Here is a 23,770-nt window from a genome sequence, read left to right on the forward strand (position 1 = left end):
CCGCAGAAGCGTCGAAGTCGGTGCGAAGTGCGATAGGCATGGCAAACTCCAGTCCGTTTGCCATCTTGAATCAAAGCTTACCGCCGCTGGCAAGCCCTTGCGAGTCACGATCATCGAGACTTGGTATAACGCTTAGAATTCGGCGCTGACGCCGAAGGTGAAGGTGCGGCCGGCGGTGGTGTAGACTTCGGGCCGGTCGTAATCGATGCTGGCGAACTGCCGGATCGGCGTGTTGGTCAGGTTGATACCCTCGGCGATCAGGCGCACGCCCTTGCGCACGTTGACATGTGCCTGAAAGTCGATGTTGTTGGTGCCCTTGATGCCGTCGCCGGCATTGACATAGGCGTTGCTTGCGCCAGTGAGATACTGGCTGCGATAGGCATCCGACACGCGCACGCCCCACACCGCATTCTCGTAATAGAGCGTCGCATTGGCCGCCCATTTCGACAGATTGTAGAGCGGCATGACGCGCGGCACACCGCTGTAGAACAGCGTCTGATGCCCGTCGAACCACGTCCCGTTCGCCACCACGCCGAGATGCTTGAGCGCGCCCGGCAGGAAGGTGAAGTCATGCTGGAACGCCGCCTCGATGCCCTTGATGTCGGCGCCGGGGCCGTTGATCGGCTGGCTGACGTCGAAGATCGTGTTGGCGTCCTCACCCTGCACGAGCAGCGACAACGGCAGGCCAGTTTGGCCGTAGGGGATCTGCTGGGTCGAGGAGACGATGTAGCTGTCCATCTTCTTGTAGAAGAAGCCGAGCGAGGCGAAGCCGGTGCGGTCCATATACCATTCGAGCGACCCTTCGATCGAGGTCGCCTTGTACGGCTTGAGATACGGGTTGCCGAGGCTGAGCGACCCGCCGTTGGGGCGCGTCGTGATCGACCCCGCCGCCGCCAGATCGCCGAGGCCGGGGCGGTTAACGTTGCGGCTTGCGCTCACGCGGAGCACCAGGTCCTTCGCCACGTCGAGCGCGACGTTGGCGGCGGGCAGGAAGCCGTGGCTGTTGGTGCCGACCGAGACCGGCACGAACTGAGTCACCCCGGCGATCACCTGCGAGAGATGCCCCGACGAGATCAGGTCGGTCGAATAATAGCGCACGCCCGCGTTCGCGCGCAGCCGCATCCCCGCGACGAACGTGTCGAGATCGAGCTGTGCGAAGCCCGCCCAGGTCTTCTCATCGACCCGGTAGTCGCTGCCGGCCTGAAGGTTGGCCGCTGCCAGGTCCCGTTTGTCGCCGATATAGCTGTACACGCCATCGACATTGCCAACGATATATTGCGCCAGCGTATCGACGCCGACGGTTTGCTTCAGGGTGTTGGGAATGGCCACGTCGGCGGGGACGTTGTGGAACACCTTGTTGACCCAGGTGTAGCCGCTGTTGATGAAATGCTTGAACTCGCCACCAGCCTTGAAGGTCAGCGCGTCGGTCAGCTTGTAGGCGCCGTCGAGCTTGGCATTGGCATATTGGTTGGTGACCGTGTTCTCCTGCACGTCGAGCCGCTGGAGCGCCCAGTTGTTGGGATCGGTGATGTCCTTCCCGTAGGTGTTGACCGGGATGGTCGGCTTCATGTTGAAGCTGAACGGCGTGTTCTTCAGCTCCATGAACACCTTGTCGAACACCGGCTGGCCGAAATCCGATTCCTCGTAACCGCCGAGCGCGTGCAGCGTCAGCCGATCGCTCACCTTCCACTCGGCGTTGGCGACGCCTTGATAGAAATCGGTGTGGTTCTCGACGATGTGGTGTTCGCTGCGCAGATCGATGCCGGTAAAGCTCGCCGCGCGCAGCGTGCTCGAACTGTCGATTTCGGCGCTCTGGATCATCTGTCCGCCGGTGACCGAGGTGCCGGTCAGCGCGTTGGTGCCGGCGGTGGCGATGGCATAATCGTCGCGGTGATCCCACAGCCGCCCGTACAGCCCGTCGATATCGAGCTTGAAATTGGTGCCGGGGTGATATTGCAGCGACGAGGTGACGCCGAGCCGCTTGCGATCGGTGAACCAGCTCGACGGCGATTGCGCGGTTGCTTGCCACACGCCGCTCAGCAGCTTCTGGCGCGTTGCCGCGTCGACGTTGGGGCCGATATTGGCCGCGCCATATTTGGTCAGCCCCCAGCCCCAGTTGCGATAGCCGAACTCGTTGTTCTTGATCTCGCTGTACGCGACCGAGACGAGCGCACCGAAATCGCCATGCCGGGTGGAGACGAGGCCGACGACGCGTGGCGTCACGCCGCTGGTGTTGTCGTTGGTCTGGCCCTTGGCCGAGACGACGAATTTGGTGCCGGCATAATCGAACGGGCGCGCGCTTGAGAGTTGCACGGTGCCGGCGATGCCGCCTTCGTCCTGTTCGGCCGAGAACGACTTCTGTACCGCGACGCGGTTGAACAGTTCCGACGCGAACAGGCTATAGTCGAACGCGCGCGAGCGGGTGACGCCGCCGCGATTGTCCATGCCCGAGGCGGTGTTGCCGAGCACTTCCATGCCGTTCAACTGCGTGCGGGTGAAATCCGCGCCAAGCCCGCGCAGCGCGATCTGGCGGCCTTCACCGCTGTCGCGGGTGATGGTGATGCCGGGAATACGCTGGAGCGATTCGGCGAGGTTCAGGTCGGGAAAGGCGGCGATATCGGTGGCGAGGATGTCGTCCTCCGCACCGACCGCGCGGCGCTTGAGATCCTGCGCCGCTTCAAGGCTGTGGCGATAGCCCGAGACGATGATGTCGCGCTGCGGCACGCTGTCATCGTCGGCGAGGGCGGCGGCCGGCGCCGGCGTGGCCGCGACCGGCGTCAGATGCGCGACCGGCGCGTTCGGCGTCGCGCCGGGCGTGAGCACCACCACTCCGCCGCGGATCGTCGCGGTCAGGTTGGTGCCGCGCAACAGCGCGTCGAGCGCCTGCCGCACGGTCAGATCACCGCGCACTCCGGCGGTATGCCGCCCGGCGACGGCGTTGGGTGCGACAACGACCTGTACGCCGGTCGCTTTCGAAAATTGCGAGATCGCGCTGCGCAGATCGGACGCGCCGATCTCGAAGCGCATCGGCCGGGCCGTGCTGGTATCGACTGGCCGCGCTTCGGCCAAAGCCGGCGCGGCGAGCGCTGCTGCCAAGACGATCAACGATGTTCCCTTTATGCGTATCATGATGTTCCTCCGCTCGGACGCATCTGCGCCTCGAACGGAAGACGGCGGTTTGCTCAGCTCAGGACAAAAGAATTTTGTTTCAATTCAATGTCATGAGTGTGACGTTTTGACGATACGGATGCGGTCGCCCGCGCGCACCGTCTCGAAGCCGTAGGCCGCGCCGATCGCGCCGAGCAACGTCTCGGCATTGTCGAGCTTGAAACGCCCCGACAGCGCCAGCCCGGCGAGCGCGGGCGGCGGCGGCGCGATTACCGGCCCGCCGCGCCGGTTGAGCGTATCGACGAGATCCTCCAGCCGCATGTCGTCGGTATCGAGCCAGTTCTGCCGCCAATCCTGCTGCGTGGCATCGAAGCGCACCGGCGCTTGTGCCACCGCACCGGCAAAGCGCGACCGCCAGCCGGCGGGCACTTCGACGCTGCCGCCCGCACCGCCGAAGCGGACCCGGCCGCGATAGACGTCGAGCTTCACCTCGCGCCGCGCGACATCCACGTCGAACGCGGTGCCGAGCACGCGCGTCTCCGACCCCGCCGCCGCGACGACGAACGGCCGCGCGGGTTCGTGCGCGACATCGAAATACACTTCGCCCCGACGTAGCGCGACGCGGCGTTGGCGGTCGCCGAGCGTCACGTCGAGGCTGGTATCGCCGTTGAGCTGGAGCTTACTGCCGTCCGCGAGCGCAAGATCGAGCTGTTGACCGCGCTTGGTCTCGTAATGTGTCGTCACCGGCGCGGGCGGGCCGAACGCGCCCTGCTGCCACGCGCCGATCCCGAGCGCGAGCGCCAGCGTCGCGGTGGCGCCGGTAACGAATGTGCGGCGGCGGCTCGCGCGCAGCGCGCGGATGTCGTCGTTCGACAGCCGCCCGAAATCCGCCGCCTGTGTCAGCGCCTCGCCAAGCGCGGGATCGTCGAGCGTGACGCGCAGATCGGCTGCGGCGCGCGGGGCAGGGGACGGCGGGATGTCGTCGCCCGCCAGCGTCCAGCGCGCGGCGGTGTTGAGATCGGCACGGCGCGTCATGGCCGCGCCCCCGGCGGCAGTCCACGCCGTTCGAGTGCGGCACGCAGATCGGCGAGCGCGCGCGTGCAATGCTTGTCCACCGCCGCGCGGCTCAGCCCGAGGTCGGCGGCGATCTGTACGGCGGGCGTACCGTCGAGCTGACGGCGCAGGAACACTTCACGGCGCAGCGCCGGCATCACCTTCATCGCGCGCACGAGGATTTCGACGCGCTGGCGATAGTCGAGTACCTCCTCGACGCGCGGCTGCGGGCAGACGATCGCGTCGTCGACCTGCTCGGTGCGCGGCGCGGCGCTGCGGCGGCGGAAATGATCGTGAACGAGGTTGCGCGCCACCGCGAAGCAGAAGGCGCCGATATCGGCGACGGGCCGGGTGCGGCGGTAATCGTAGAGGCGCAGATACGTTTCCTGCACGATGTCCTCACCATCGGCACGCTCGCCCGCGCCGAGCCGTCCGCCGACGAAGCGCTTGAGCGCAACGCGCAACTCGGCTTCCTCGCGCGCGGCATGGCGGCGCGCGGCATTGGGCGCGGCGATCGCCACGATCTCGTTCATAGCGCCCACGCCCCGGCGGGGCGCGGGCGGGCCATGTGGTGCCCCGTCACTGTTGCGTCTCCCCGCCCGGGCTTTTGCCCGGGTCCGTGGCTGCGCTAACGCCGTTCCATGAAGCGCGCGTGACAGTCTGGATTTCTCCCCTGCCGGCAAGGGAGGGGCCGGGGGTGGGGCGCTTTGCTTTGGAAGGTTCAGGCCACCACGAGCCAACCCACCCGCAGCCCCTCCCTTGTCAGGCAGGGGAGTAAGACGCGCTTATCGCACCGCCATCTCGAACGGTCCCGCCGGCAGCGCGGCGTCATCGACGAGATTGACCACCGGGAAGTCCGCCCATGCATAGCGCACGCGCGCGACCGGCTGGCCGTCGCCGGCCAGCATCACGCGATTACCGTCCACCGTCGCGGCGGCGTAGCGGCACGATCCCGCTGCCGTCCCGCACAGTTCGAAGCCGGTCGCCTGCGTGGCGCTGCGGGTGTGCAGCGCGCCGGTCACGCCCTTGAAGGTCACGGTTGCGCCGCCACTGGCGTCGCGTGTGACGTTCGTCACCTGCGGGCCGGACGGCGGGGTGGTGGCGCCATAGGCCAGACTGCTCATCGCCAGCGCGAGCCGCCGGCCGATCTCGTGCTTCTCGCCCGGATGGATGTCGAGCGGATCGCCGAGGTCGATCGCCAGCGCGACCGCCGTGTGGCCGTCCGTTTCGGCAACACGGCGCTGGTCGTCGCGCACGCGCGCCCAGCCGCTTTCGCCGGGGGCGGTCGCGGGCCTGCCGAAGCCGGCGAGCGAGACGATCGCGAACGGCAGCGCGGGCGCGCCGAATTGCGTGCGCCATTCGGCGATCAGCGCCTTCATGCGGTCGGCATAGCCGGGAATGTCGGTGTCCGATTCGCCCTGATACCAGGCGACGCCGGCCAGCCCGATTTTACCGAGCGGGGCGATCATCGCATTGTAGATCGTGCCCGCGCCAGTGATGTCGTCCCACGGCACACGGGGGCTCGTGCCGCTCGCCTTCTTCGCCACCGCATAGCGCCAGCCGTCGCCGATCGGGACGGTGGCACCATCGGCGAAGCTCAGCTTCATCGCCTCGGCCGGGCCGGGCAGGCCGCCGGTCGCATAAGCGTTCTCGATGTTGATGGTGATGACGTTGCGCCCGGCGACGAGCGTGCCGGCCGGCACGGTATAGACGCGCGCATCCCAGCCGCCGCGTCCGCCGACCGGCTTGCCGTTGATCCACACCCGGTCGGCATCGTCGGCGGGGCCGATCGCGATCATCGCGACCTGTTTGGCTTGCTCGGCGGTCAGATCGACGGTCTTTTGATACCACAACATGCCGAGATAGGTCTGGAGCGCGGGCACACCCCAATTCTCGTAGAAATCGACGCGCGGCACCGCCTGCCAGTCGAGCGCGGCATCCGGCTGCCACGGCTCATGGCCGGGCGTGTCGCCGCTCTGGTCGCGCCACCAGGCTTCCCACGTCGCGTTGGCGCTGCGCATCGCGGCGGCGGGATCGCGCGCGTAGAGCTTGAGCAGATCGGCTTGCGCGCCGCGCCCGGCGGCGCGTTGCGCATCGTCCCCCATCCACGCCGAGATCGACGAGCCGCCCCAGCTCGAATGGATTGCGCCGATCGGCACCTTGGCGGTCTTGCGAAGCTCCTGCGCCATGTAGAAACACGCCGCCGAGAAGCCGCCGGTGGTCAGCGGGCCAGCCGACGCCCAGGCCGGCTGCTGCGCGAGATGATCCTGCGCGACCGGCGCGGTCACCTTGGCGATCGTGACGAGGCGAAGTTGGTCGTCCACCGGCGCGTGGATCGCGCTGCCGGCATCCTGCGCGTGCTCGACCGGCAGTTCCATGTTGCTCTGGCCCGAACACAGGAAGACATCGCCGACCAGCAGATCATGGATTTGCGTGGTGCCGCTCGGTGCGATCACCGACAGGTCATACGGCCCGCCGGCGGGAAGCGCGGGCAGGGTGGCGCGGAACACACCATCGCGGCCCGCGCGCGCCTGCGCGCTGTGCCCGGCCAGCACCAATGTCAGTGGCTCGCCCGGCGTGGCGGTGCCGGTCAGCACGACCGGCTTGCCACGCTGGACGACGGCATGGTCGCCGATCAGCCCGTCGAGCCGTGGCGCGGCGAGCGCCGGGGTGGCGAGCGCGAGCAGGCTGGTGCCGGCCGCGATGGTGCGCAACATGGCTTTTCCCTTACAGCGGCAGCGGTGCGGACTGCGCGGCCTTGAAGCCCGCCGAGCGTACCGGCACGTCCGTCCCCGGCTGGCCCGAGCCGACGCTGACGCGATACTGCCCGGCCATCACGAGACGCGTGCCGTCGGCGGTGACAGCGCTGAGATCACGCGGCGAAAGGTCGAAGGTGATCTGGCGCTTCTCGCCCGGCGCGAGCGTCACGCGCTGATAGCCACGCAGGGCGATCTTCGGCGCACCGGGCACGTCGGGGAAGGTCAGATAAAGCTGCGCGACCTCATCGCCGGCGCGCTTGCCGGTGTTGCTGACTTCGGTCGTCACGCGCAGGCCCTGTTCGGCGCCGCCCGCCGCCGGGGTCACGTCGAGCGGGGCATAAGCGAAGCTGGTGTAGCTGAGGCCATAGCCGAACGGATAGACCGGCGTGCCGGTGTAGTAGCGATAGGTCCGCCCCTTCATCGTATAATCGCCGAACGGCGGCAGATCGGCGAGGCTCTTGTAGAAGGTCAGCGGCAGACGGCCGGCCGGATTGACCTTGCCCGACAGCACGTTGCCGACCGCGAGACCGCCGGCTTCGCCCGGATACCAAGCCTCCAGGATCGCGGCGGCATTGTCCTTCGCCCAGGCGAGGTTGATCGGGCTGCCGTTCATCGCGACGACGACGACCGGCTTGCCGGTGGCCTTGGCCGCTTCGAGCAGCGCCTGCTGGTCGGGCGGCAGATCGAGCGTGGTCTTGTCGCCACCTTCGAAGCCCGGCACCTTGACCGGGGTTTCCTCCGCTTCCAGATCCGAGGTGAGGCCGACCGCCGCGACCAGCACGTCGGCATTGGCGGCGGCGGCGCGCAGATCGGCATCGGGGTTGGTGGAGATGCGCTTCCACACCAGATCGGCCCCGCCGCCGACATGCGCGTCGGTGGTGACGGTGACGGGATAGCGGTGGCCCGCCTCCAGCGTCACGTCTTTGAACGTGCCGAGGCTGCCATAAGCGCCTGCGATGTCGACCAGCGGCTTGCCGTCGAACACGAGGCTGCCCGATCCGTTCATGCCGAGCCGGTAGGTGCCGCTCGCCGGCGGCACCAGGAATCCGGTCCACACGGTACGGTGATGGTCCGAAACCTTGGCGAGATCGAGATTGGCGCCCGAGACGCCCGCCTCGACGCGCGTGACGACCGGCTTGGTCGAGAAGCGCATCGCTTTGGTCACGTCCTTGAACGTGTCAGGCGCGAAAGATTTCGGCGGTGTCTCGACCGGGTTGTAATAGCGCGCGAGCAGACCGGGCTTGCCGTCCGGTGCGCGGAGAGCCGTGGTCGGCACGCGGTCGCCATCGGTGAACGACTTGCCGAACGGCACCAACGTCACGGTTGCGCCGGGCAGCGCCTGCTTCAGACCGTCGACGATCGAGATCGGCGGTGCGGACAGCTCCGACGAGTAATTGCCGCGCAGCACGCGGGTGGCATCGCCGAGCGGGCCGATCACGGCGATCCGCAAGCCGGGCTTGAGTGGCAGGATGCCGGTGTTCTTGAGCAGTACGAGGCTCTTCTCGGACGCGGTGAGCGCGAGTGCGCGATGCTCGGGCGTGTCGATCTGGCTAACCGGCACCGCGCTCGCGGTGCGCGCGCTCAGGCCGGGCAGGTCGCCATTGCGGTAGCGCGCCGAGAACAGCCGGACGAGGATGTGGTCGATATCGCCTTCCGAGATCAGCCCGCGCCGCAACGCTTCGTGGTAGCGGTCCCCGAGACCGGCGGTGTCGTTGAGCGTGCGCGTGTGGCATTCGTTGTCGACACCGACCTTGATCGCCGCCGCCACCGCCGATGCGCCGTCGGGCGCATATTTGTGGCCGTCGCTGATGTCCTTCACCGCGTCGCAATCCGACACGACATAGCCCTTGAAGCCCCACCCGCCGCGCAGATGGTCCTTGAGCAGCAGGTCGTTGGCGCAGGCGGGCTGGCCGTCGATGCGGTTGTACGCGCACATGATCGAGCCGGCCTGCCCCTCGACGATCGCGGCGCGGAAGGCGGGGAGGTAGGTGTCCTCCAGATCGTGCGGCGAGACGAAGACGTTGGCGGCGTGGCGCGTCGATTCGGGGCCACTGTGGACCGCGAAATGCTTCGGCGTGGCGATCACGGCGGGCAGATCGGGGTTCGGCCCCTGCATGCCGGTGACGAAGGCGACGCCCATATGCGCGGTGAGATAGGGGTCTTCGCCGTAGGTTTCCTGGCCACGGCCCCAGCGCGGATCGCGGAAGATGTTGATGTTGGGCGACCACGTATCGAGCCCGGTGCCGATCCGCCCGGTGCGCCCGGTCTGCACGCGCAGCGTATGAAGCGCGCGGACTTCGGTGCTGATCGTGCCGGCGACCTCATGCACCAGCGGCGCATCAAACGTGGCGGCAAGGCCGATCGGTTCGGGGAAGTTGGTAGTCGGCAAGGTGCCGATCGCGCCGTGCAGCGATTCGGTCCACCAATTGTAGGCGGGCACGTTCAGCCGGGGAATTGCGGGGGCGACGTTGAGAAGCTGATCGACCTTCTCGTCGAGCGTCATGCGCGCGACCATCGCCGCCGCCATCCGGTCGGCCTCGGCGCGGACGTCACCAGCGGGGGCGGGGTTGGCGGCCATCTGCGCATGTGCGGTGACGGCGGCAAAGCTGGCGCCGAGCAGGAGGAGCGCCTTGGCGAACGGGAAGGACGATGCCATGAAATACCTCACTTGCGGGAACAGGGAAATCAGATCGCGGGAAGTCCGTGGTCGATGATCTTGCGGATCAGGTCACGGTGGCGCGGCAGGCCGGCGCGCAGCCGCTGCGTCTGCACCGCCGCCTCGCGCCGGGTCTGCTCGGCGATCCGCGTCTCGGCCGACAGCGCCTCGCGCGACACTTCGGTGCCGAACTGCATGCCGTAGAGCACGTATTGGTAGCTCGCCGCCGGGAACACTTCGTCGACCCGGTCGAACTCGTCGTGGAACCAGGGTGGCTGGTATTTCCACAGCGTCAGCAGGTCGCGCAGCCGATCGGGGATCGTGTCGGCGCGGACATTGTCGCGCCAGAAGTCGCTGTCGGTGCGCTTGGTCAGCACGTAATGCAGCTTGAGGAAATCGATGATCCGACCCCAGCGATAATGCGTGGTGGCGTTGAAGCGCGCGGCGATGATGTCCATCACTTCGCGGCACACCGGCATCTGCTCGGCGATCAGCTTTGTGGACATTTCGATCAGCACGATCGCCGAGGCTTCGAGCGGTTCGAGGAACCCCGCCGCCAGCCCGACCGCGACGACATTGTTCTTCCAGAATGTTTCGCGGTGGCCCGAACGGATCTTGATTTTCCGCACGTCGGCGGTCGCGCCGACCGGGCCGAGGTAAGCGCGAAGTTCGCGCTCGGCATCGTCGTCGGAGATGTGGCTGCTCGAATAGACATGGCCGGTTCCGCGCCGGCTGGGCAGGCCGATATCCCAGATCCACCCGGCCGATTGCGCGGTCGAGATGGTGTGCGAGGCGATCGGGCTGTCCTCGCTGTCATACGGCACCTGGATCGCGAGCGCGGTGTCGCAGAACAGCACGTCGGCGCAGCTCTTGAACGGCACGCCGAGCGTCTTGCCGATCAGCAGCGCGGCGAAGCCGGTGCAATCGACGAACAGATCACCGGCAATCTCACCCGCCTGTTCGGTGACGACGCTGGTGATGTCGCCGTTCTCGGCCTGGTTGACGTGAGTCACATCGGCGAGGACGTGCCGCACGCCGAGCTTGGCGGTGCAGTGACGCTGGAGGAAGCCGGCGAATTTCCCGGCGTCGAGGTGATAGGCGTAATTGGCGACCGCGTCGAACTCGGGCGTGGCGATCGTCTTCGGCGCGAGGCCGTCGTCGCACAACATGCCCTGCGGGGTGACGGCGTCGCAAAAACTCTGGTCATGGCCGTCGGCGAGCCAGTGGGCGGCCATGTTCACGCGCTGGAAACCCTGCGGCAGCATCAACGGGTGGTAATAGCCTTCGTCCACTTCGCCGGTGGTCCAGCGGGCGAAGCGTGCGCCTTGCTTGAAGGACGCGTTGCATTCGCGGAAGAAGTCGGTTTCGGACACGCCCATTTTGGACAATGTCGTGCGCAGCGTCGGCCAGGTGCCTTCGCCGACGCCGATGATCGGGGTGTTGGGGGATTCGACCAGCGTGACGGTGAAGTCCGCCGGCATCCGCCCCTGATGTTTCGCGGCGATCACGCCCGCGGCAAGCCAACCGGCTGTGCCGCCGCCGACGATCACGATGTTTCTGATAGGCTGCATGATCTTCCGATACCAAAAAAACGGGGGCGCCGGGAAGGCGCCCCCGAGGTTGAGGAAGATCAGAAGCGGAAGTGGGCGCCGAAGGTGAAGCGGCGGCCGTAATCCCACACGTCGAGCATCTGGTTCTTGAACCGCCCGTGCGTGCTTTGCTGCGAGTTGTTGACGTTGGTGATCTCGCCGAACACGCTGAAATGCGGCGTGATGTCGTAGCTGGAGCTGAGATCGATCTGCGTCTGGGCGTTCACGAAGGTCGGCTCCGCGCCGAACTGGCCGGTGTTCTGGTTCTGCCCGAACTGGAGCAGATATTCGTCACGCCAGTTGACCGCGGCACGGAACTGGAAGCCGTTCTTGTCATAGAAGCCGACGAAGTTCGCCGAGTTGGCAAGGCCCGTAACGGCGAAGCCGGTCTGCGAGATATCGGCCTGGTTATACGGCTTATTGGTATCGACGAAGGTGGCGTTGGCGTTGAAGCCGAAACCGCTGTCGCCGAACACTTGCTGCCACGCGACTTCGACGCCGCGCACCGTCGCATCCGGGCCGTTGACTCGTGCCGTCACCGCGAAGCTTGCGGGCTGACCCGTGCTCGGATCGATCACGTTGTTGATCGTCTGCCGCGTCACGCCACCAACGATGAAGTTGCTGACGTTCTTCAGGAAGAAATCGACCGAGAAGTATGAGTTGCGCTGGTAATACCATTCCGCCGCAACGTCGAAGTTGTCCGAGAGGTACGGTTTCAGGTTCGGGTTGCCGCCGCTTGCCGTCAACGCGCCGACGCGCTGGCCGCTGCCGACGCTAAGCACTGGCGTGAGCAGGCTGAGGCCCGGACGCGTCAACGTCCGCGACGCATCGGCACGCACGATGAGCTTGTCGGTCAACTCGAGTTTGACGTCCATGCTCGGCAACAGATACGAATAGTTGCTGCGCGTGGTCACGTTCTGGACCGGGGTGTAGCCCGAGGGGTCGGGGATCGAGAGCAGCGTCGGATCAGCCGTGCTTGACAGCAGCAGCAGCGGCAAGCGGCCGACGCCCGTCGAAGTGAGGTGCGTGTTCTCGTTGCGCACGCCGGCGTTGAAGTGGAACGGCATGCCCGCCACTTCGGTGTTGAACGACGCACTGAAGAACAACGACCAGGTCTGCTCGTTGATGTGCTGGATGCTGCCCGGATCGGTCGCCTGATCGAACGTGCCGGTGAAGCCTGTCACGTTGTTGAAGCCGGGGATCGTCTTGGTCTGCGGGTTGCCGAGGCCCGTCAGATAATTCTGATAGGCGATCGGGCTGTACATGAAGATCGACGGTGGTAGCGACCCCTTGAAGCCGGGAATGAAGCCGTTGGTGCTGATCGTCCCCTGATACAGGTTCGCCGGCAGCGGCGCGATGCCGGTGCTACGACCCGAGGGCGAACCATAGCCGGCATAGGCCTGCCAATAGTTGTTGGTGAAGGTGCTGGCGTTCTGGAAATCGAACGTATCGTCGACGAACTGGCCGCCGACCTTGAGCGTAAGATCGTCTTGCTTCCAGGTTGCGGTCAGGCGGCCCTGCTTGAGCTTGTCGGTGTTTTTCTGCGTCTGATTGACTGTAACGTGCGAGCCGATCAGGGCGGTATTGGCGTAATTGGCCTGATTGCCGTTCGGGCCGTAGCTGGTCAGCGTCGGGAACGCCTTGTTGCTGTCACCAGTGATTGCCAGGCCGGTTGACGTGCCGAGGTTGCCGCCATAGCCGATATCGCCGTTTTGCGAACCGATGTTGCCGTCTGGATTGCGCCAACTCTGCGCATAACTGACGTCGGCGTCGATGTTGAGATGCTCGGTGGCATCCCACTTCAAATTGCCGCCGATCTGGTTGGTCTGAAGCACTTCCTTGTTGATCGCCGAAGTGAAGTCGGTCGGCGTTCCAGCCTGAACAAAATTGGTCGCTTGGCCGTTCTTGTCGAGCGTGACGTTGCGCAGATCACCCTGGTTGAACCACAGGCCGACACCGTATGAGTTGGTCGTGATCGTCTGGCGCGAGAAATTGTCGTCGACCGTCAGCATCACGTTCTCGGACGGGTGCCACTGCAGCGCGATGCGCGCATCGACGCGTTCGTCCTTGGTGTGGCTCTGCTCATAGCCGTATTGCTGCGGGAACCAGCCGACAACAGTCTGACGATTGCGCGTATCGGCATAGGCCGCGTTTTTCGGATCATTGGTCGGCGCGCATGCCGTGGCATTCGTACCCTGCAACTGGCACGGCGCGTAGAAGCCGCCCGACCAGCCCGAAACGAATACGCGGTTGGTGGTGGTGTCGTGGCGCGTGTAGATCGCATCGGCGAGCACGCCGAGCGTATCGTTGGCGAACGTGTCGCTGAGCAGAAGGCCGCCGGTCGGAACGACCTTGCCAGCGCGATCCTGGATCGAGCCCGAGCCGCTGCCCGCGATGCGGAAGCCGGGGTGATCGAACGGCTTGGGGAAGGCGATATCAACGGTCGCGCCGATCGAGTTCGACGACACCGCGACGTCGGGCGTCTTGTAGACGCTCAACTGCCCGATGAAGTCCGAACCGACGGTCGAGAAGTCGATCTGGCGGCCGCCTGTCGGCGTCGAGATGCGGCGGCCGTCATACAGCGTGGTGTTGAAGTCGCCGCTGAAGCCGCGCACCGTGATGCCGGTCGCTTCGCCGCGTGCGCCGGCACGCTGGATCGACACGCCGGGGAGGCGCTGAAGCGAGGCCGCGACGTTCGAATCCGGGAATTTGCCGATGTCTTCGGACGAAATCGCGTCGACGATGCCCGACGACGTGCGCTTGATATCGAGGTTGCGCTGGAGCGAGCCGCGCAGACCCGTGACGATGATGTCCTGGGTCTCATCGACAGGGCCGCTCGTGCTGGGGCCGTTGGTCGGATCGGTCTGCGGTGCGGCCTGGGTTGCCGCGTCCGTCGTCGTGGTGGCGGTCTGCGCGGCGGCCGGGTTGGCGATCGCCAGTGCGATCAGGCTCGACGCACCAATAAGGCCGAACTTGCGGCCACGTGCGGACATGAATGTGGTTGATTGTCTCACAGCACTCCCCTCCTTGAGAAAGTTTTTCGTCAGCATTGCCGCTCTCGCATCGTTGGCGAAAGCGGGGTTCACCCATTCGCAGCCGCGCCCTGGCCAGGTCATCCGCCCGGCTGTGGAATCAGCTCCGTCTGTGTTGGCGTGGTAACGCTACCAGAATCGTTCTGCAAGCGCTTTTTGTAGGAGCACATAAAGCGCCGGCGATGGCTTGGCCGGGGGCGGCACGCCGTTTATGCAGCGATACCACGCTGAACGAGGAATGCCGCTGCGCGGGCGAATCACGCGCGGGCCGATAGCGATACAAATATAAGGGAGACGGATGACCATGCCCACGTGGGAAGTGCTCAACAGCCAGGTGCATGCCACGCTGAGCATCGCCGCGCCGTCGGTCCACGAGCGGTTGCTCGTTCAGGTCGTAGCCGCCGAATTCGAATCGGCGGCCGCGCGTTTCCCGATCCTGTTCACCAAGAATTCCGAGACCGGCGCCTTCTTCGCAGGCGCGATGCTCGGCTTCAAACCCGGTCAGCCCCTGTTCGCCGACTCGCGGGATCTCATCGATGCGCAGCGGCTGTTCGATGTCGAGCGCGAGGGCTTCTACGTGTCCGACGACTCGATCGTCATCGACCGCGACCATGCGCGTTTCGGCGGCGCGAGCGGCAAGCCGCTGTTCGACTGGGAGGGCAAGCCCGACGAGCCGCTGCGCCGCGTTCAGCGCGCGCTCGCGCAACTGAGCGTCGGGCTGGACGCGACCGACCAATTTATTCGCGCCTGCCTCGACCTCAAGCTGATCGAGCCGATCGACATGACGTTCCGCTTCGACGACGGCGAACAGCTTGCGCTCGAGGGGCTGTACACGATCAGCCGCGATGCGCTCGGCGCGCTCGACGATGCCGCCGCGCTCGATCTGTTCCGGCGCGGGTGGTTGCAGCTTGCCTATGCCGTGATCGGCTCGCTCCAGCATGTGCCGCGGCTGGCGCGGCTGCACAATGATCGGCTGGCCGAGGCCGCGTGATCGAACGGGCCGGCCCGCTCGACCGTGCGACCTTCCTCGCCGGGATCGCGCCCGCGTGCGAGCCGGTCGTACTGCGCGGGTTGTGCCGCGACTGGCCGGCGACGCGCGCCGCCGCCGACTCGCGCGAGGCGTTGTTCGCGTGCCTGACGGATTTCGATTCGGGGCGGATGGCGGAGGCGTTTGTCGGCGACGCCGCGATCGCCGGGCGTTATGATTATGCGGCCGATCTCAACGGCTTCAACTTCGTTCGGGAGGCGATGCCGCTTGGCGCGGCGCTCGCGCGGATCGGCGCGGCGGCGGACATGCCCGGCAGCCCGTCGATCTATGTCGGTTCGTTGCCGGTCGAGACGTTTCTGCCCGGTTTCGAGCGCGAGCATCGGCTTGCGGCGCTGCCCGATGTGGTGCGGCAGCATATCTGGATCGGCACGGCATCGACCGTCGCCTGTCATTACGACACCTTCGACAATTTCGCCTGTGTCGTGGCCGGGCATCGGCGCTTCACGCTGTATCCGCCCGACGCGATCGGCGATCTCTATGTCGGTCCGATCGACCATACGATGGCCGGCCAGCCGACCAGCCTCGCCGCCAGCGCGCCGCCCGACGATCCGCGCTATCCGCGATTCGCGGCCGCGCGGGCGCGGGCCATCACGGTCGATCTGGAACCGGGTGACGTGCTCTATCTGCCGAAACTGTGGTGGCATTCGGTCGAGGCGACTGCGCCGTTCAACCTGCTGGTCAATTTCTGGTGGGATGAATTCGCAAGCGGTCCCGACGCGCCCTATACCAGCCTGTTGCTCGCGATGATCGCCATCGCCGAGCGGCCCGAGCGCGAGCGGGCGGCGTGGCGCGCCTATTTCGACCATTATGTGTTCCGCCCTCACGGCCATCCGCTCGCGCATCTGCCCGAGGCCAAGCACGGCGCGCTCGGCCCGCTCGCGCAAGGCAATTACGGCCGCATCCGCGCGCAGGTGATGAAGTGGCTGCGCGGCGGCTGACGGTAGCGCTCACTCGATCCTGAAACGCGCCAGATCGGCGTTGTCGGCGGTCGGCCCCGGGCTGTCGGCGCGCAGCGCGCCGGTGGCGCGATCGATGTGGAGATAGCGGTTGGTGGCGAGCGACATCAGCACCGCGCCGCCGCTGAGGCTCTCCATCCACTGGAAGCTCTGTCCCGGCGCATCGGCGCGCACCGGTTGCAGCGATACCGCGCCGTCCGCCGCCACCGTCAGCGCCTGCCCGCCGCGCAACAGCGCGACGCGGCCGAGCTTGCGATCGGCAACCAGCAACGGCGCTTGCAACAGCGCGGCGGTGCGATCCGAACCGACCGGGCGCAGCGTGACGCTCTTGCCGTAGGGAATCGCCGGGCGGCTCTCGGGCCGACCTTCGGTAACGTCGAAGCTGGCGAAATCGGCGAAGCCGCCCGCCGCGCCTTGCTGGTTGTAGGCGAACAGCCCGTAGCGGACGCCCTGGAAGGTCATCAACTGATAGACCATCGTGAAATCGGGGCCGAGATCGGTGAAGTGGGTGCCGTCGGTCGAATAGCTCAGGCGCGCTTGCTCGGTATCGAAATCGCTCGCCGCGCGCAGCCATAGGTGCGTTGCGCGAACCGGCGCACTCGCGAAACGGCCGCCGGTTTCGTCGAACCGCACGATCGTCAGCCCGTCCGCGCCACGTTCTGCGCCAAGCCACGCATAAGGCCGGTTGAGCAACGCCAGCCCCGCGACGTCACCCACTGCGAGTCCGGTCGCGTCGAGTTCGGCGGTCACGGTCGATTGCGGGCCGATCGCGCGCTGGGTCAGCGTGTTGCGGGCCGCAAGGAAATCGCTCGCGGGCGCGGTGTGCAGCCGCAGCGAGCCGGAACGCTCGGTGAGCGACCAGCGGGCCGGATCGGGGACATGGTTCCATTCCCACACGTTGGCGAGCGCACCGTCGAAGGTGTCGCTGCGCTGATAGGGCGCATGCGCTGGCGCGGTCGAGGCGATTGGCTTGACCCAGGTGCGCGGGCTGCGGCCGAGGTTGCCGGGCAAGCCGAAATAGGGCCAGCCGTCCTTCCACGTCACCGGCGACAGCGCGGTCAGCCGGCCGACCGAATTGCCTTCGAACATCGACCAGCCCCACCAGTCGCCCTTGGGCGTCTGGATGATGCCGCCCTGATGCATCGACATCGCATCGCGCAGTTTCGGATCGGGCGGCAGGATCGTTGTCAGATCCTTGTTGCCACGCAGGTGATAGCCCTTGGCGAGGCCGAAATCCTCATGCTCGCTGATCGAAGGATTGATCTCCCACGGCCCGAGCGGCGACGTGGCGCGTGCGGCGGGCATGCGGAAGCTGCCGGCATATTCGGCGGTGGTGATGTAATAGGTCTTGCCGAACTTGTAGAAATGCGAGCCTTCGCCGAGGCCGGTGCCCTTCTGCGTGATGATCCGTTCGCTGCCCGGCACGATGTCGGTCAGGCTCGCATCGAGCTGGGCGAGGTGGAGTTCCTGATAGCCCCACACGACATAGGCTTTGCCGTCATCGTCGAACAACACCGACAGGTCGTGAAAGGTGCGCTTCATCGGCGTGCGCGTCCACGGCCCCTTGGGGGATTTGGCGGTGAACATCTGCGTCATCGCGTGGTTGACGTTGCTGAAGATGTAGAAGGTGCCGTCGTGATAGCGGAAGCTCGGCGCCCAGATACCCTGGCCGTAGATATTCTTGCCGTCCTCCAGCCGATACGCCGGGCCGAGATCGAGCGTGTCGAGCGCGTAGCCGACGAAATCCCAGTTCACCATGTCCTTCGAATGGAGGATCGGCAGGCCGGGCATCGCGTGCATCGTCGTGCCGGTGAGATAGAAATCGTCGCCGACGCGGATCATGTCGGGGTCGGAGAATTCGTCGTAGAACAGCGGGTTGGTGTAGGTGCCGTTGCCGTTGTCGGCAGTCCACGTCGGACGCTGCGACGCGACGGCGGGGGTGGTGGCCAGCGCCAGTGCGAGCAGGCTTGCGAACGATTTCATGCGTGTCTCCTCAACACCGTTATGGCGCGACGATATCAAAGCTCCGTTCGTGCTGAGCGTAGTCGAAGCACATGCTGCAAGCGCGCCGCCTGAGGCATGCACTTCGACTTCGCTCAGTGCGAACGGATTACCCCTAAGGCCGCGGCCCCTGCGCGAACGGGCCGATCATCGTGCCGACGAACCCGCCCGCGGTCGCGGTGCTGAGGTTGGTGGCATCCACCCCGGCGGCGACCGTCGTCCACGCCTTGCCCTGCGAAACCGCGAAATCGTAGCGGCCACCGTGCGCTGCGATGCGCAATTGCACCGGGCCTGCCGCGATCGGACGTTCGGCGACGGTGACGCCGTCGCGCGGCTCCTGCTTGCCGGCGCGGCGGGCGACGCGGACGAAGGTCTTGCCGTCGTGGCGGGTCAGCGCGATCGTCAGGAAATAGTTGTCGTTCTGGAGCGCGGCGAGGCCAGCCATTTCACCCTCGCGCGGTGCGAAGCTGAGCGCGGTGGTGACCGTGGCGTCGGCATGCTGCTGGCGCCGCGCGACGAAGGCGGGGCGGCCGAAATCGCCGAGTCCGTCGCGGCCCGGCGTCAGCGACAGCGCGCCGCCGGTGGGCTGCACCGGAGCGGTACGCATTGCCATCCATTCGCGGCCGAGCCTGGGCGCGGTGAAATCGTCGCGCACGGTGAAACTGCCGGTCAGCGGCGTCGTGCCGGCCGCATCGGCGGGAAGCGGCGCCTTGAGCAGCGTCGGCACCGGCTTGCCGCGATCGAGGATCACCGGCCAGCCGTCGCGCCACGTCACCGGCAGCAGGAAGGTCTCGCGACCGGCGTTGTAATAATCCTTGTCATAGGGCCGCGTGCCGAGGAACACGGACCACCAGCGGCCATCGGGCAATTGCACCAGATCGGCATGGCCGGTCGCGCTGATCGGCGCGGGGCGGCCGGCGGGCAGATCGCGCTGGGTCAGGATCGGGTTGATCGCGGGCGGGGCGGGGCGGTAGGGGCCATCGACTGTGTCGGCGCGCAGGATCACTTCGCTGTGGTTGACGCTGGTGCCGCCTTCCGCCGCCATCAGATAATATTTGCCGTTGACCTTGTAGACGTGCGGCCCTTCGATCCACACCGGCTTGGCAGCGGGATCGATGCCGCCGTCGACGATCATCTTGGCGTTGCCGAGCATCTTGAGGCCGACGGGGTCGAACTGCTCGATCCAAATCGCGCGGTGCCCCGAATAGCGCGGCGTGCCCTCTGGCGCGCGGTTGTTGACGATCCACGCGCGGCCGTCATCGTCGAAGAACATCGACGGATCGATCCCCTCGACGGTCTTGAGCCAGACCGGATCGGACCACGGACCCGCCGGGTTGGTCGCGGTGATGACGAAATTGCCGCCGCAATCGACGCAGGTGTTGACGATGTAGAAGCGTCCGGCGTGATAATTGATCGCCGGCGCGAATACGCCGCGCGACATCGCGAGCGTGCCGAAATCGAGTTGGCCGGGCCGGTCGATCGCATTGCCGATCTGCGTCCAGTGGATCAGATCGCGGCTGTGGAACACCGGGATGCCGGGGAACCACGAGAAGGTCGAGGTGACGAGATAATAGTCGCTGCCGACGCGGAGGATGCTGGGATCGGAATAGAAGCCGGCGAGAATCGGGTTGCGATACTGGCCAGCCGGAGCGGCAGGGCCGTCGGTGCCGTGATACTCGACCCAGTCGAAGCGCGCCTTTTCAGGTGCCGGCGCGGCCGATACCAGCATCGCTGTCGCGAGCGCGCCGACCATCGCCAGAATACTGCTCTTCATCGTCCGACCTCTCCCGTACCGCGCCGTCCCACGGCGTCGCGGTCCGATGTTAACGCTATCAAAGAGCGCTGTCGAGGTGGGCGGTCAGCGCTTGTCGTCAGCGTTGCGCCCGGTCAGCGGAAAGCCGTCGCCGGTGGCGGCGTCGCTGTCGAAATCCTCGCCGGCGTTGCCGCCGCCCGCACCCGAGCCGCTGCCGTGGACGGCGCCGGTCACGGGATCGAAGGAGGCGCGCTTGCCATTGTCGGGCGGGATCGCGGCCTCGGATTGCGTATCGGCCTTGGGCGGCGCGGGTAGATCCTTGGGTGTGGACATGATCGTTCTCCTTGCAGGCACAACGCATCACGGCGTAGCGAGTGCCGGGGCACGGGTCCGAAGCTGATTCCCGTGCGTTGTTGCAGTGCAGCAATTCGAGGAATCCGCAATGCCGTCCGTTACCGACAATGCCATGACGTTATGGAACTGGCCGCTGGCCGCCGCCCAGTGGAACAAGGACGTCATCGACATGATGTTCGGCGCGCAACGCGTCGTCGCCGCGCGCATGCCGACGATCGCTGCGGCGATGCAGAACCCGTTTACCGCCGATCACGTCGAACTGCGCCGGATGGTGACCGAAAAGGTCGGCGCGTTCACCACGTCGGGCAAGTCGATTGGCGCTGCTGGCGATGCGGTGCAGCGCGCTGGCAGCGCCAACGCGGATGCGCTCGGCAAGATGGCGTCTGGCAAGATGCTATGGCCGACCGAATGGATGCGCCTCGCCGAAAGCAACCTCGCGGCGGCGGCGGCGATGGCCGCGCTCCCCACCGCGACGCTGGCGCCGCTACAGGATGGCGTAAAGGCGAACGACACGCGCTTTCGGAAGTAGACCGCACGAACGGTTAGGGCCGGGGCTTAACACCCCGGCCTATTCGATCACCCGCCGAGCGACACCGTCTCGAAGGTGCGCGCCTCGGGCGTGGGCAGTTTCTTCTTGTACTGCGCGGTCAGCTCTTCCTTGCGGGCGAACATCTGCTCGCCGAGCGCGGCGAGATCGAGGTCGGTGCGCCGCGCCTGTGCGAACAGGCCCTTGAGGAATGCTTCCTCCTCATGGACGTGGTGTTTGATCTGCTCGGCCAGCACGGTCACCTTGGCGTCGTAGAAATCGTCGCTCGGTTTGCCGTTCTCGATCTCGGTAATCAGCACCTTGGCGCCGTCATGTTCGACATAGCTTTCGTCGAGCAGATCGTCTTCGACCTCGCCCTTGCACGCCGGATAGAAAATCTCTTCCTCGATCTGGGTGTGGACGGTGAGTTCGAGGCAAATCTGCTCGGCGATCTTGCGCTTGGCGACCGCGCCCTTGGCGGTCTCATAGTCGGAAAACAGATCCTCCACCTTGCGGTGATCGGCCTTGAGCAAGGCGATCGCGTCGTGTGCCATGTCGTCTTCTCCTGTTGGGGTACAGCGCCTTCAACGTCCGGTCGGCGTGCGGCGTTCCTCGCGCTTGCAACCTCTTTAAGGACCGTCCTGGCGGCTCGCGGGTTACAATCGGGTCCGGTTCTTGTCCCGAACAGCTTTCATGGCCGAAACCGCCGCACACCGACTCGAAAGGGATCGTAGATGACCGGGAAGACGCGATGTGGGTGGTGCGGTGATGACGCGCTGATGGTGCGCTATCACGACAAGGAATGGGGCGTGCCGATCCACGACTCGCGTGAGCTTTGGGAGACGCTCGTCCTCGACGGGTTCCAGGCCGGGCTGTCGTGGCGGACGATCCTCCACAAGCGCGAAGCGTTCCGCGCCGCCTTCAAGGGCTTCGATCCGGCGATCGTGGCGCGCTTCGACGACGGCGATGTCGAACGGCTGATGGCCGACCCCGGCATCGTCCGCAGCGCCGCCAAGATCCGCGCGACGATCACCGCCGCGCACATCTATCTCGACATGATGGCGCGCGGTGAGGATTTCGCCGGCTTCGTCTGGGGTATCGCCGGCGGCGCGCCGGTCGAGGGCGACGGGCACATCGTCGCGAGCACGCCGGCTTCGGAAGCGATGTCGAGGGCGCTCAAGGCGCGCGGCTTCAAGTTTGTCGGGCCGGTGATCGTCCACGCCTGGATGCAGGCGGTCGGCATGGTCAACGATCATGCGCGCGACTGCTTCCGCCACGCCGAGGTGCGAACCCCGACATGACCTTCTTCGAAAGCCTCATCGCGCTTCTGGCCGCCGCGATCCTGCTGTTGCAGGTGACGCGGCGGGTGCGGCTGCCGTATCCGGGCATGCTCGCCGCCGCCGGCGTGGCGGTGGCGATGCTGCCCGGCGCGCCGGTGATCCCGATCGATCCAGGCACCGCGCTCGCTTTGTTCATCGCGCCGGTGCTGATCGATTCGGCCTATGATTTTCCGCTTGGCGCGGCGTGGCGGCTGCTGGTGCCGCTGATCGTGTTCGCGGTCGGCGCGGTGCTGTTGACGACGGCGGTGGTGGTGGCGATCGGTTCGGGCGGTTTCGGCTTGCCGATCGTGGTGGCGGTGACGCTCGGCGCGATCGTGTCGCCGCCCGATGCGGCGGCGGTGACGGCGGTGCTGGTCAACCTGCCGGTTGCGCGTCGGGTCGATGCCTTGCTCAAGGGCGAGAGCCTGTTCAACGACGCGACGACGCTGCTGCTGTTCGGCGCCGCGCTCGCGGTGCAGGCGCATGGCGGGATCGACGGCGGCACCGCGCTCAGGCTGACGCTGGCGGTGCCCGGCGGCATCCTGTTCGGGATCGCCTACGGGATGCTGGTGTCGCGGGTGCGGCCACTGTCCGACAATACTGTCGGCGGGACTCTCCTCCAGTTCGTCCACGCCTTCGCGACGTGGTTGATTGCCGAGCGGCTGCACCTCTCGCCCGTGCTCGCCACCGTCGCGAGCGCGATGACGATCGCCTATCACGCGCGGGTCACCGATTCGCCGCGCATGCGCGTCCACTCCTATGCGGTGTGGACGACGGTGGTGTTCCTGCTCAACGTGCTGGCTTTCCTGCTGATGGGGTTGCAGGCGCGGCGGATCGTCGGCGGCATGTCGACCGCCGATCTGCACCGCGCGGTCGGCCTGACCAGCGCGGTGGTGGCCGGGGTGATCGTCACCCGGCTGCTGCTCGCCTTTCTCTACCGTGAGTTCGCAAAATACCGGCGCAATCGCACCGGCGGGGACGAGCCGGTGTCGCGGGGTGAGGCGGTGCTGATCGGCTGGGCCGGGATGCGCGGGCTGGTGACGCTCGCGACGGCGTTCGCGTTGCCGGCGAGCTTCCCCGAACGCGATCTCGTCGTGCTGACCGCCTTCGCGGTCGTGCTGGCGACGCTCGTTCTGCAAGGCGCGACGCTTGCGCCGATGATCCATTTTCTCAAGCTCGAACGCAGCAAGGATGCTGAGCAGGAGCGCGATGCCGCCCGGCTGGCGCTCGTCGAGGCGGCGCTGGCGCGGCTGGAGGACGAACCGGGTGACGCCGCCGAAGCGGTCCGCCAGGCCTATCGCGAACATCGCGACCGGCTGACCGACCGTAAGCACGAGGCACCGCTCGCGCGCCGGCGCGGCCTGTCGCTCGCGGCGGTGCTGGCGCAGCGCAAGCGGCTCGACGAGTTGCGTGATGCCGACGAGATCGGCCCCGACGCATATCTCGAATTGCAGGAAGATCTCGACTGGAAGCAACTCGCCGTCGTGTCCGACGAAGACCGGCGCATCGACGAGAGCTAATTACCGCCTGCGCCCGAAAGATGGGCCGGCATGACATGATGCCGACGCCATGAAATGTTACGAAACCGTGCATTTCATAACCGCTGGATGACGGAC

The 23,770-nt window shown here is 66.4% G+C and carries 16 protein-coding genes; 5 read left to right on the forward strand and 11 right to left on the reverse strand.

What is annotated here, in order from left to right; genetic code table 11:
- Nucleotides 1-132 precede the first annotated feature (132 nt).
- The 7 genes from EWE75_RS16270 to EWE75_RS16300 form a co-directional block, all read right to left on the reverse strand.
- Nucleotides 133-3,105: a TonB-dependent receptor gene (locus EWE75_RS16270; RefSeq protein WP_231708402.1), complete on the reverse strand. Its 2,973-nt coding sequence runs from the start codon at nucleotides 3,103-3,105 to the stop codon at nucleotides 133-135.
- Nucleotides 3,106-3,219: 114 nt separating this feature from the next.
- Nucleotides 3,220-4,143, reverse strand: coding sequence for a FecR family protein (locus EWE75_RS16275; RefSeq protein WP_130159164.1), 924 nt, complete (start codon nucleotides 4,141-4,143; stop codon nucleotides 3,220-3,222).
- Nucleotides 4,140-4,694 carry an RNA polymerase sigma factor gene (locus EWE75_RS16280; protein ID WP_130159165.1) on the reverse strand — a complete coding sequence of 185 codons (555 nt, stop codon included), beginning with the start codon at nucleotides 4,692-4,694 and terminating at the stop codon, nucleotides 4,140-4,142. The genes EWE75_RS16275 and EWE75_RS16280 overlap by 4 nt, the downstream gene beginning before the upstream one ends.
- A gap of 252 nt (nucleotides 4,695-4,946) precedes the next feature.
- On the reverse strand, nucleotides 4,947-6,878 hold the full coding sequence (locus EWE75_RS16285; RefSeq protein ID WP_130159166.1) for a sialate O-acetylesterase: 1,932 nt from the start codon (nucleotides 6,876-6,878) through the stop codon (nucleotides 4,947-4,949).
- 10 nt (nucleotides 6,879-6,888) lie between these two features.
- Nucleotides 6,889-9,576 carry a glycoside hydrolase family 3 C-terminal domain-containing protein gene (locus EWE75_RS16290; protein ID WP_130159167.1) on the reverse strand — a complete coding sequence of 896 codons (2,688 nt, stop codon included), beginning with the start codon at nucleotides 9,574-9,576 and terminating at the stop codon, nucleotides 6,889-6,891.
- A gap of 29 nt (nucleotides 9,577-9,605) precedes the next feature.
- Nucleotides 9,606-11,147, reverse strand: a complete 1,542-nt coding sequence (locus tag EWE75_RS16295) for a tryptophan halogenase family protein (protein WP_130159168.1) — start codon at nucleotides 11,145-11,147, stop codon at nucleotides 9,606-9,608.
- A 59-nt stretch (nucleotides 11,148-11,206) separates the two neighbouring features.
- Nucleotides 11,207-14,158 carry a TonB-dependent receptor gene (locus EWE75_RS16300; protein WP_130159169.1) on the reverse strand — a complete coding sequence of 984 codons (2,952 nt, stop codon included), beginning with the start codon at nucleotides 14,156-14,158 and terminating at the stop codon, nucleotides 11,207-11,209.
- Nucleotides 14,159-14,495: 337 nt separating this feature from the next.
- Between EWE75_RS16300 and EWE75_RS16305 the strand changes: the two genes are divergently transcribed.
- Both EWE75_RS16305 and EWE75_RS16310 read left to right on the forward strand, forming a co-directional pair.
- On the forward strand, nucleotides 14,496-15,188 hold the full coding sequence (locus EWE75_RS16305; RefSeq protein ID WP_231708403.1) for a SapC family protein: 693 nt from the start codon (nucleotides 14,496-14,498) through the stop codon (nucleotides 15,186-15,188).
- Nucleotides 15,185-16,183 (forward strand): cupin-like domain-containing protein, encoded by a 999-nt coding sequence (locus EWE75_RS16310; protein WP_130159170.1) that lies wholly within the window; start codon nucleotides 15,185-15,187, stop codon nucleotides 16,181-16,183. Before EWE75_RS16305 ends, EWE75_RS16310 begins: the two co-directional genes overlap by 4 nt.
- 9 nt (nucleotides 16,184-16,192) lie before the next feature.
- Here the strand turns inward: EWE75_RS16310 and EWE75_RS16315 are convergent, their stop codons facing one another.
- From EWE75_RS16315 to EWE75_RS25105, 3 genes are all read right to left on the reverse strand, one after another.
- On the reverse strand, nucleotides 16,193-18,184 hold the full coding sequence (locus EWE75_RS16315) for a glycoside hydrolase family 43 protein (protein ID WP_130159171.1): 1,992 nt from the start codon (nucleotides 18,182-18,184) through the stop codon (nucleotides 16,193-16,195).
- Between the two features lie 133 nt (nucleotides 18,185-18,317).
- Entirely contained in the window at nucleotides 18,318-19,976 is a 1,659-nt protein-coding gene (locus tag EWE75_RS16320; protein ID WP_165388419.1) for a glycoside hydrolase family 43 protein, read from the reverse strand.
- Between the two features lie 84 nt (nucleotides 19,977-20,060).
- On the reverse strand, nucleotides 20,061-20,288 hold the full coding sequence (locus EWE75_RS25105; RefSeq protein ID WP_165388420.1) for a hypothetical protein: 228 nt from the start codon (nucleotides 20,286-20,288) through the stop codon (nucleotides 20,061-20,063).
- Nucleotides 20,289-20,397: 109 nt separating this feature from the next.
- Between EWE75_RS25105 and EWE75_RS16330 the strand changes: the two genes are divergently transcribed.
- Nucleotides 20,398-20,838, forward strand: a complete 441-nt coding sequence (locus tag EWE75_RS16330) for a hypothetical protein (RefSeq protein ID WP_130159172.1) — start codon at nucleotides 20,398-20,400, stop codon at nucleotides 20,836-20,838.
- A gap of 47 nt (nucleotides 20,839-20,885) precedes the next feature.
- Here EWE75_RS16330 and EWE75_RS16335 read toward each other — a convergent pair whose 3' ends face one another.
- Nucleotides 20,886-21,389: a hemerythrin domain-containing protein gene (locus EWE75_RS16335; protein WP_130159173.1), complete on the reverse strand. Its 504-nt coding sequence runs from the start codon at nucleotides 21,387-21,389 to the stop codon at nucleotides 20,886-20,888.
- Between the two features lie 180 nt (nucleotides 21,390-21,569).
- On the opposite strand from EWE75_RS16335, the gene EWE75_RS16340 reads away from it, so the two are divergent.
- A complete protein-coding gene (locus EWE75_RS16340) occupies nucleotides 21,570-22,136 on the forward strand; it encodes a DNA-3-methyladenine glycosylase I (protein ID WP_130159174.1) in 567 nt (188 codons plus the stop codon).
- Nucleotides 22,133-23,674, forward strand: a complete 1,542-nt coding sequence (locus EWE75_RS16345; protein ID WP_130159175.1) for a cation:proton antiporter — start codon at nucleotides 22,133-22,135, stop codon at nucleotides 23,672-23,674. The genes EWE75_RS16340 and EWE75_RS16345 overlap by 4 nt, the downstream gene beginning before the upstream one ends.
- Nucleotides 23,675-23,770 lie beyond the last annotated feature (96 nt).

This window comes from Sphingomonas populi (assembly GCF_004208535.1).
GTDB classification, from domain to species: Bacteria; Pseudomonadota; Alphaproteobacteria; order Sphingomonadales; family Sphingomonadaceae; genus Sphingomonas; species Sphingomonas populi.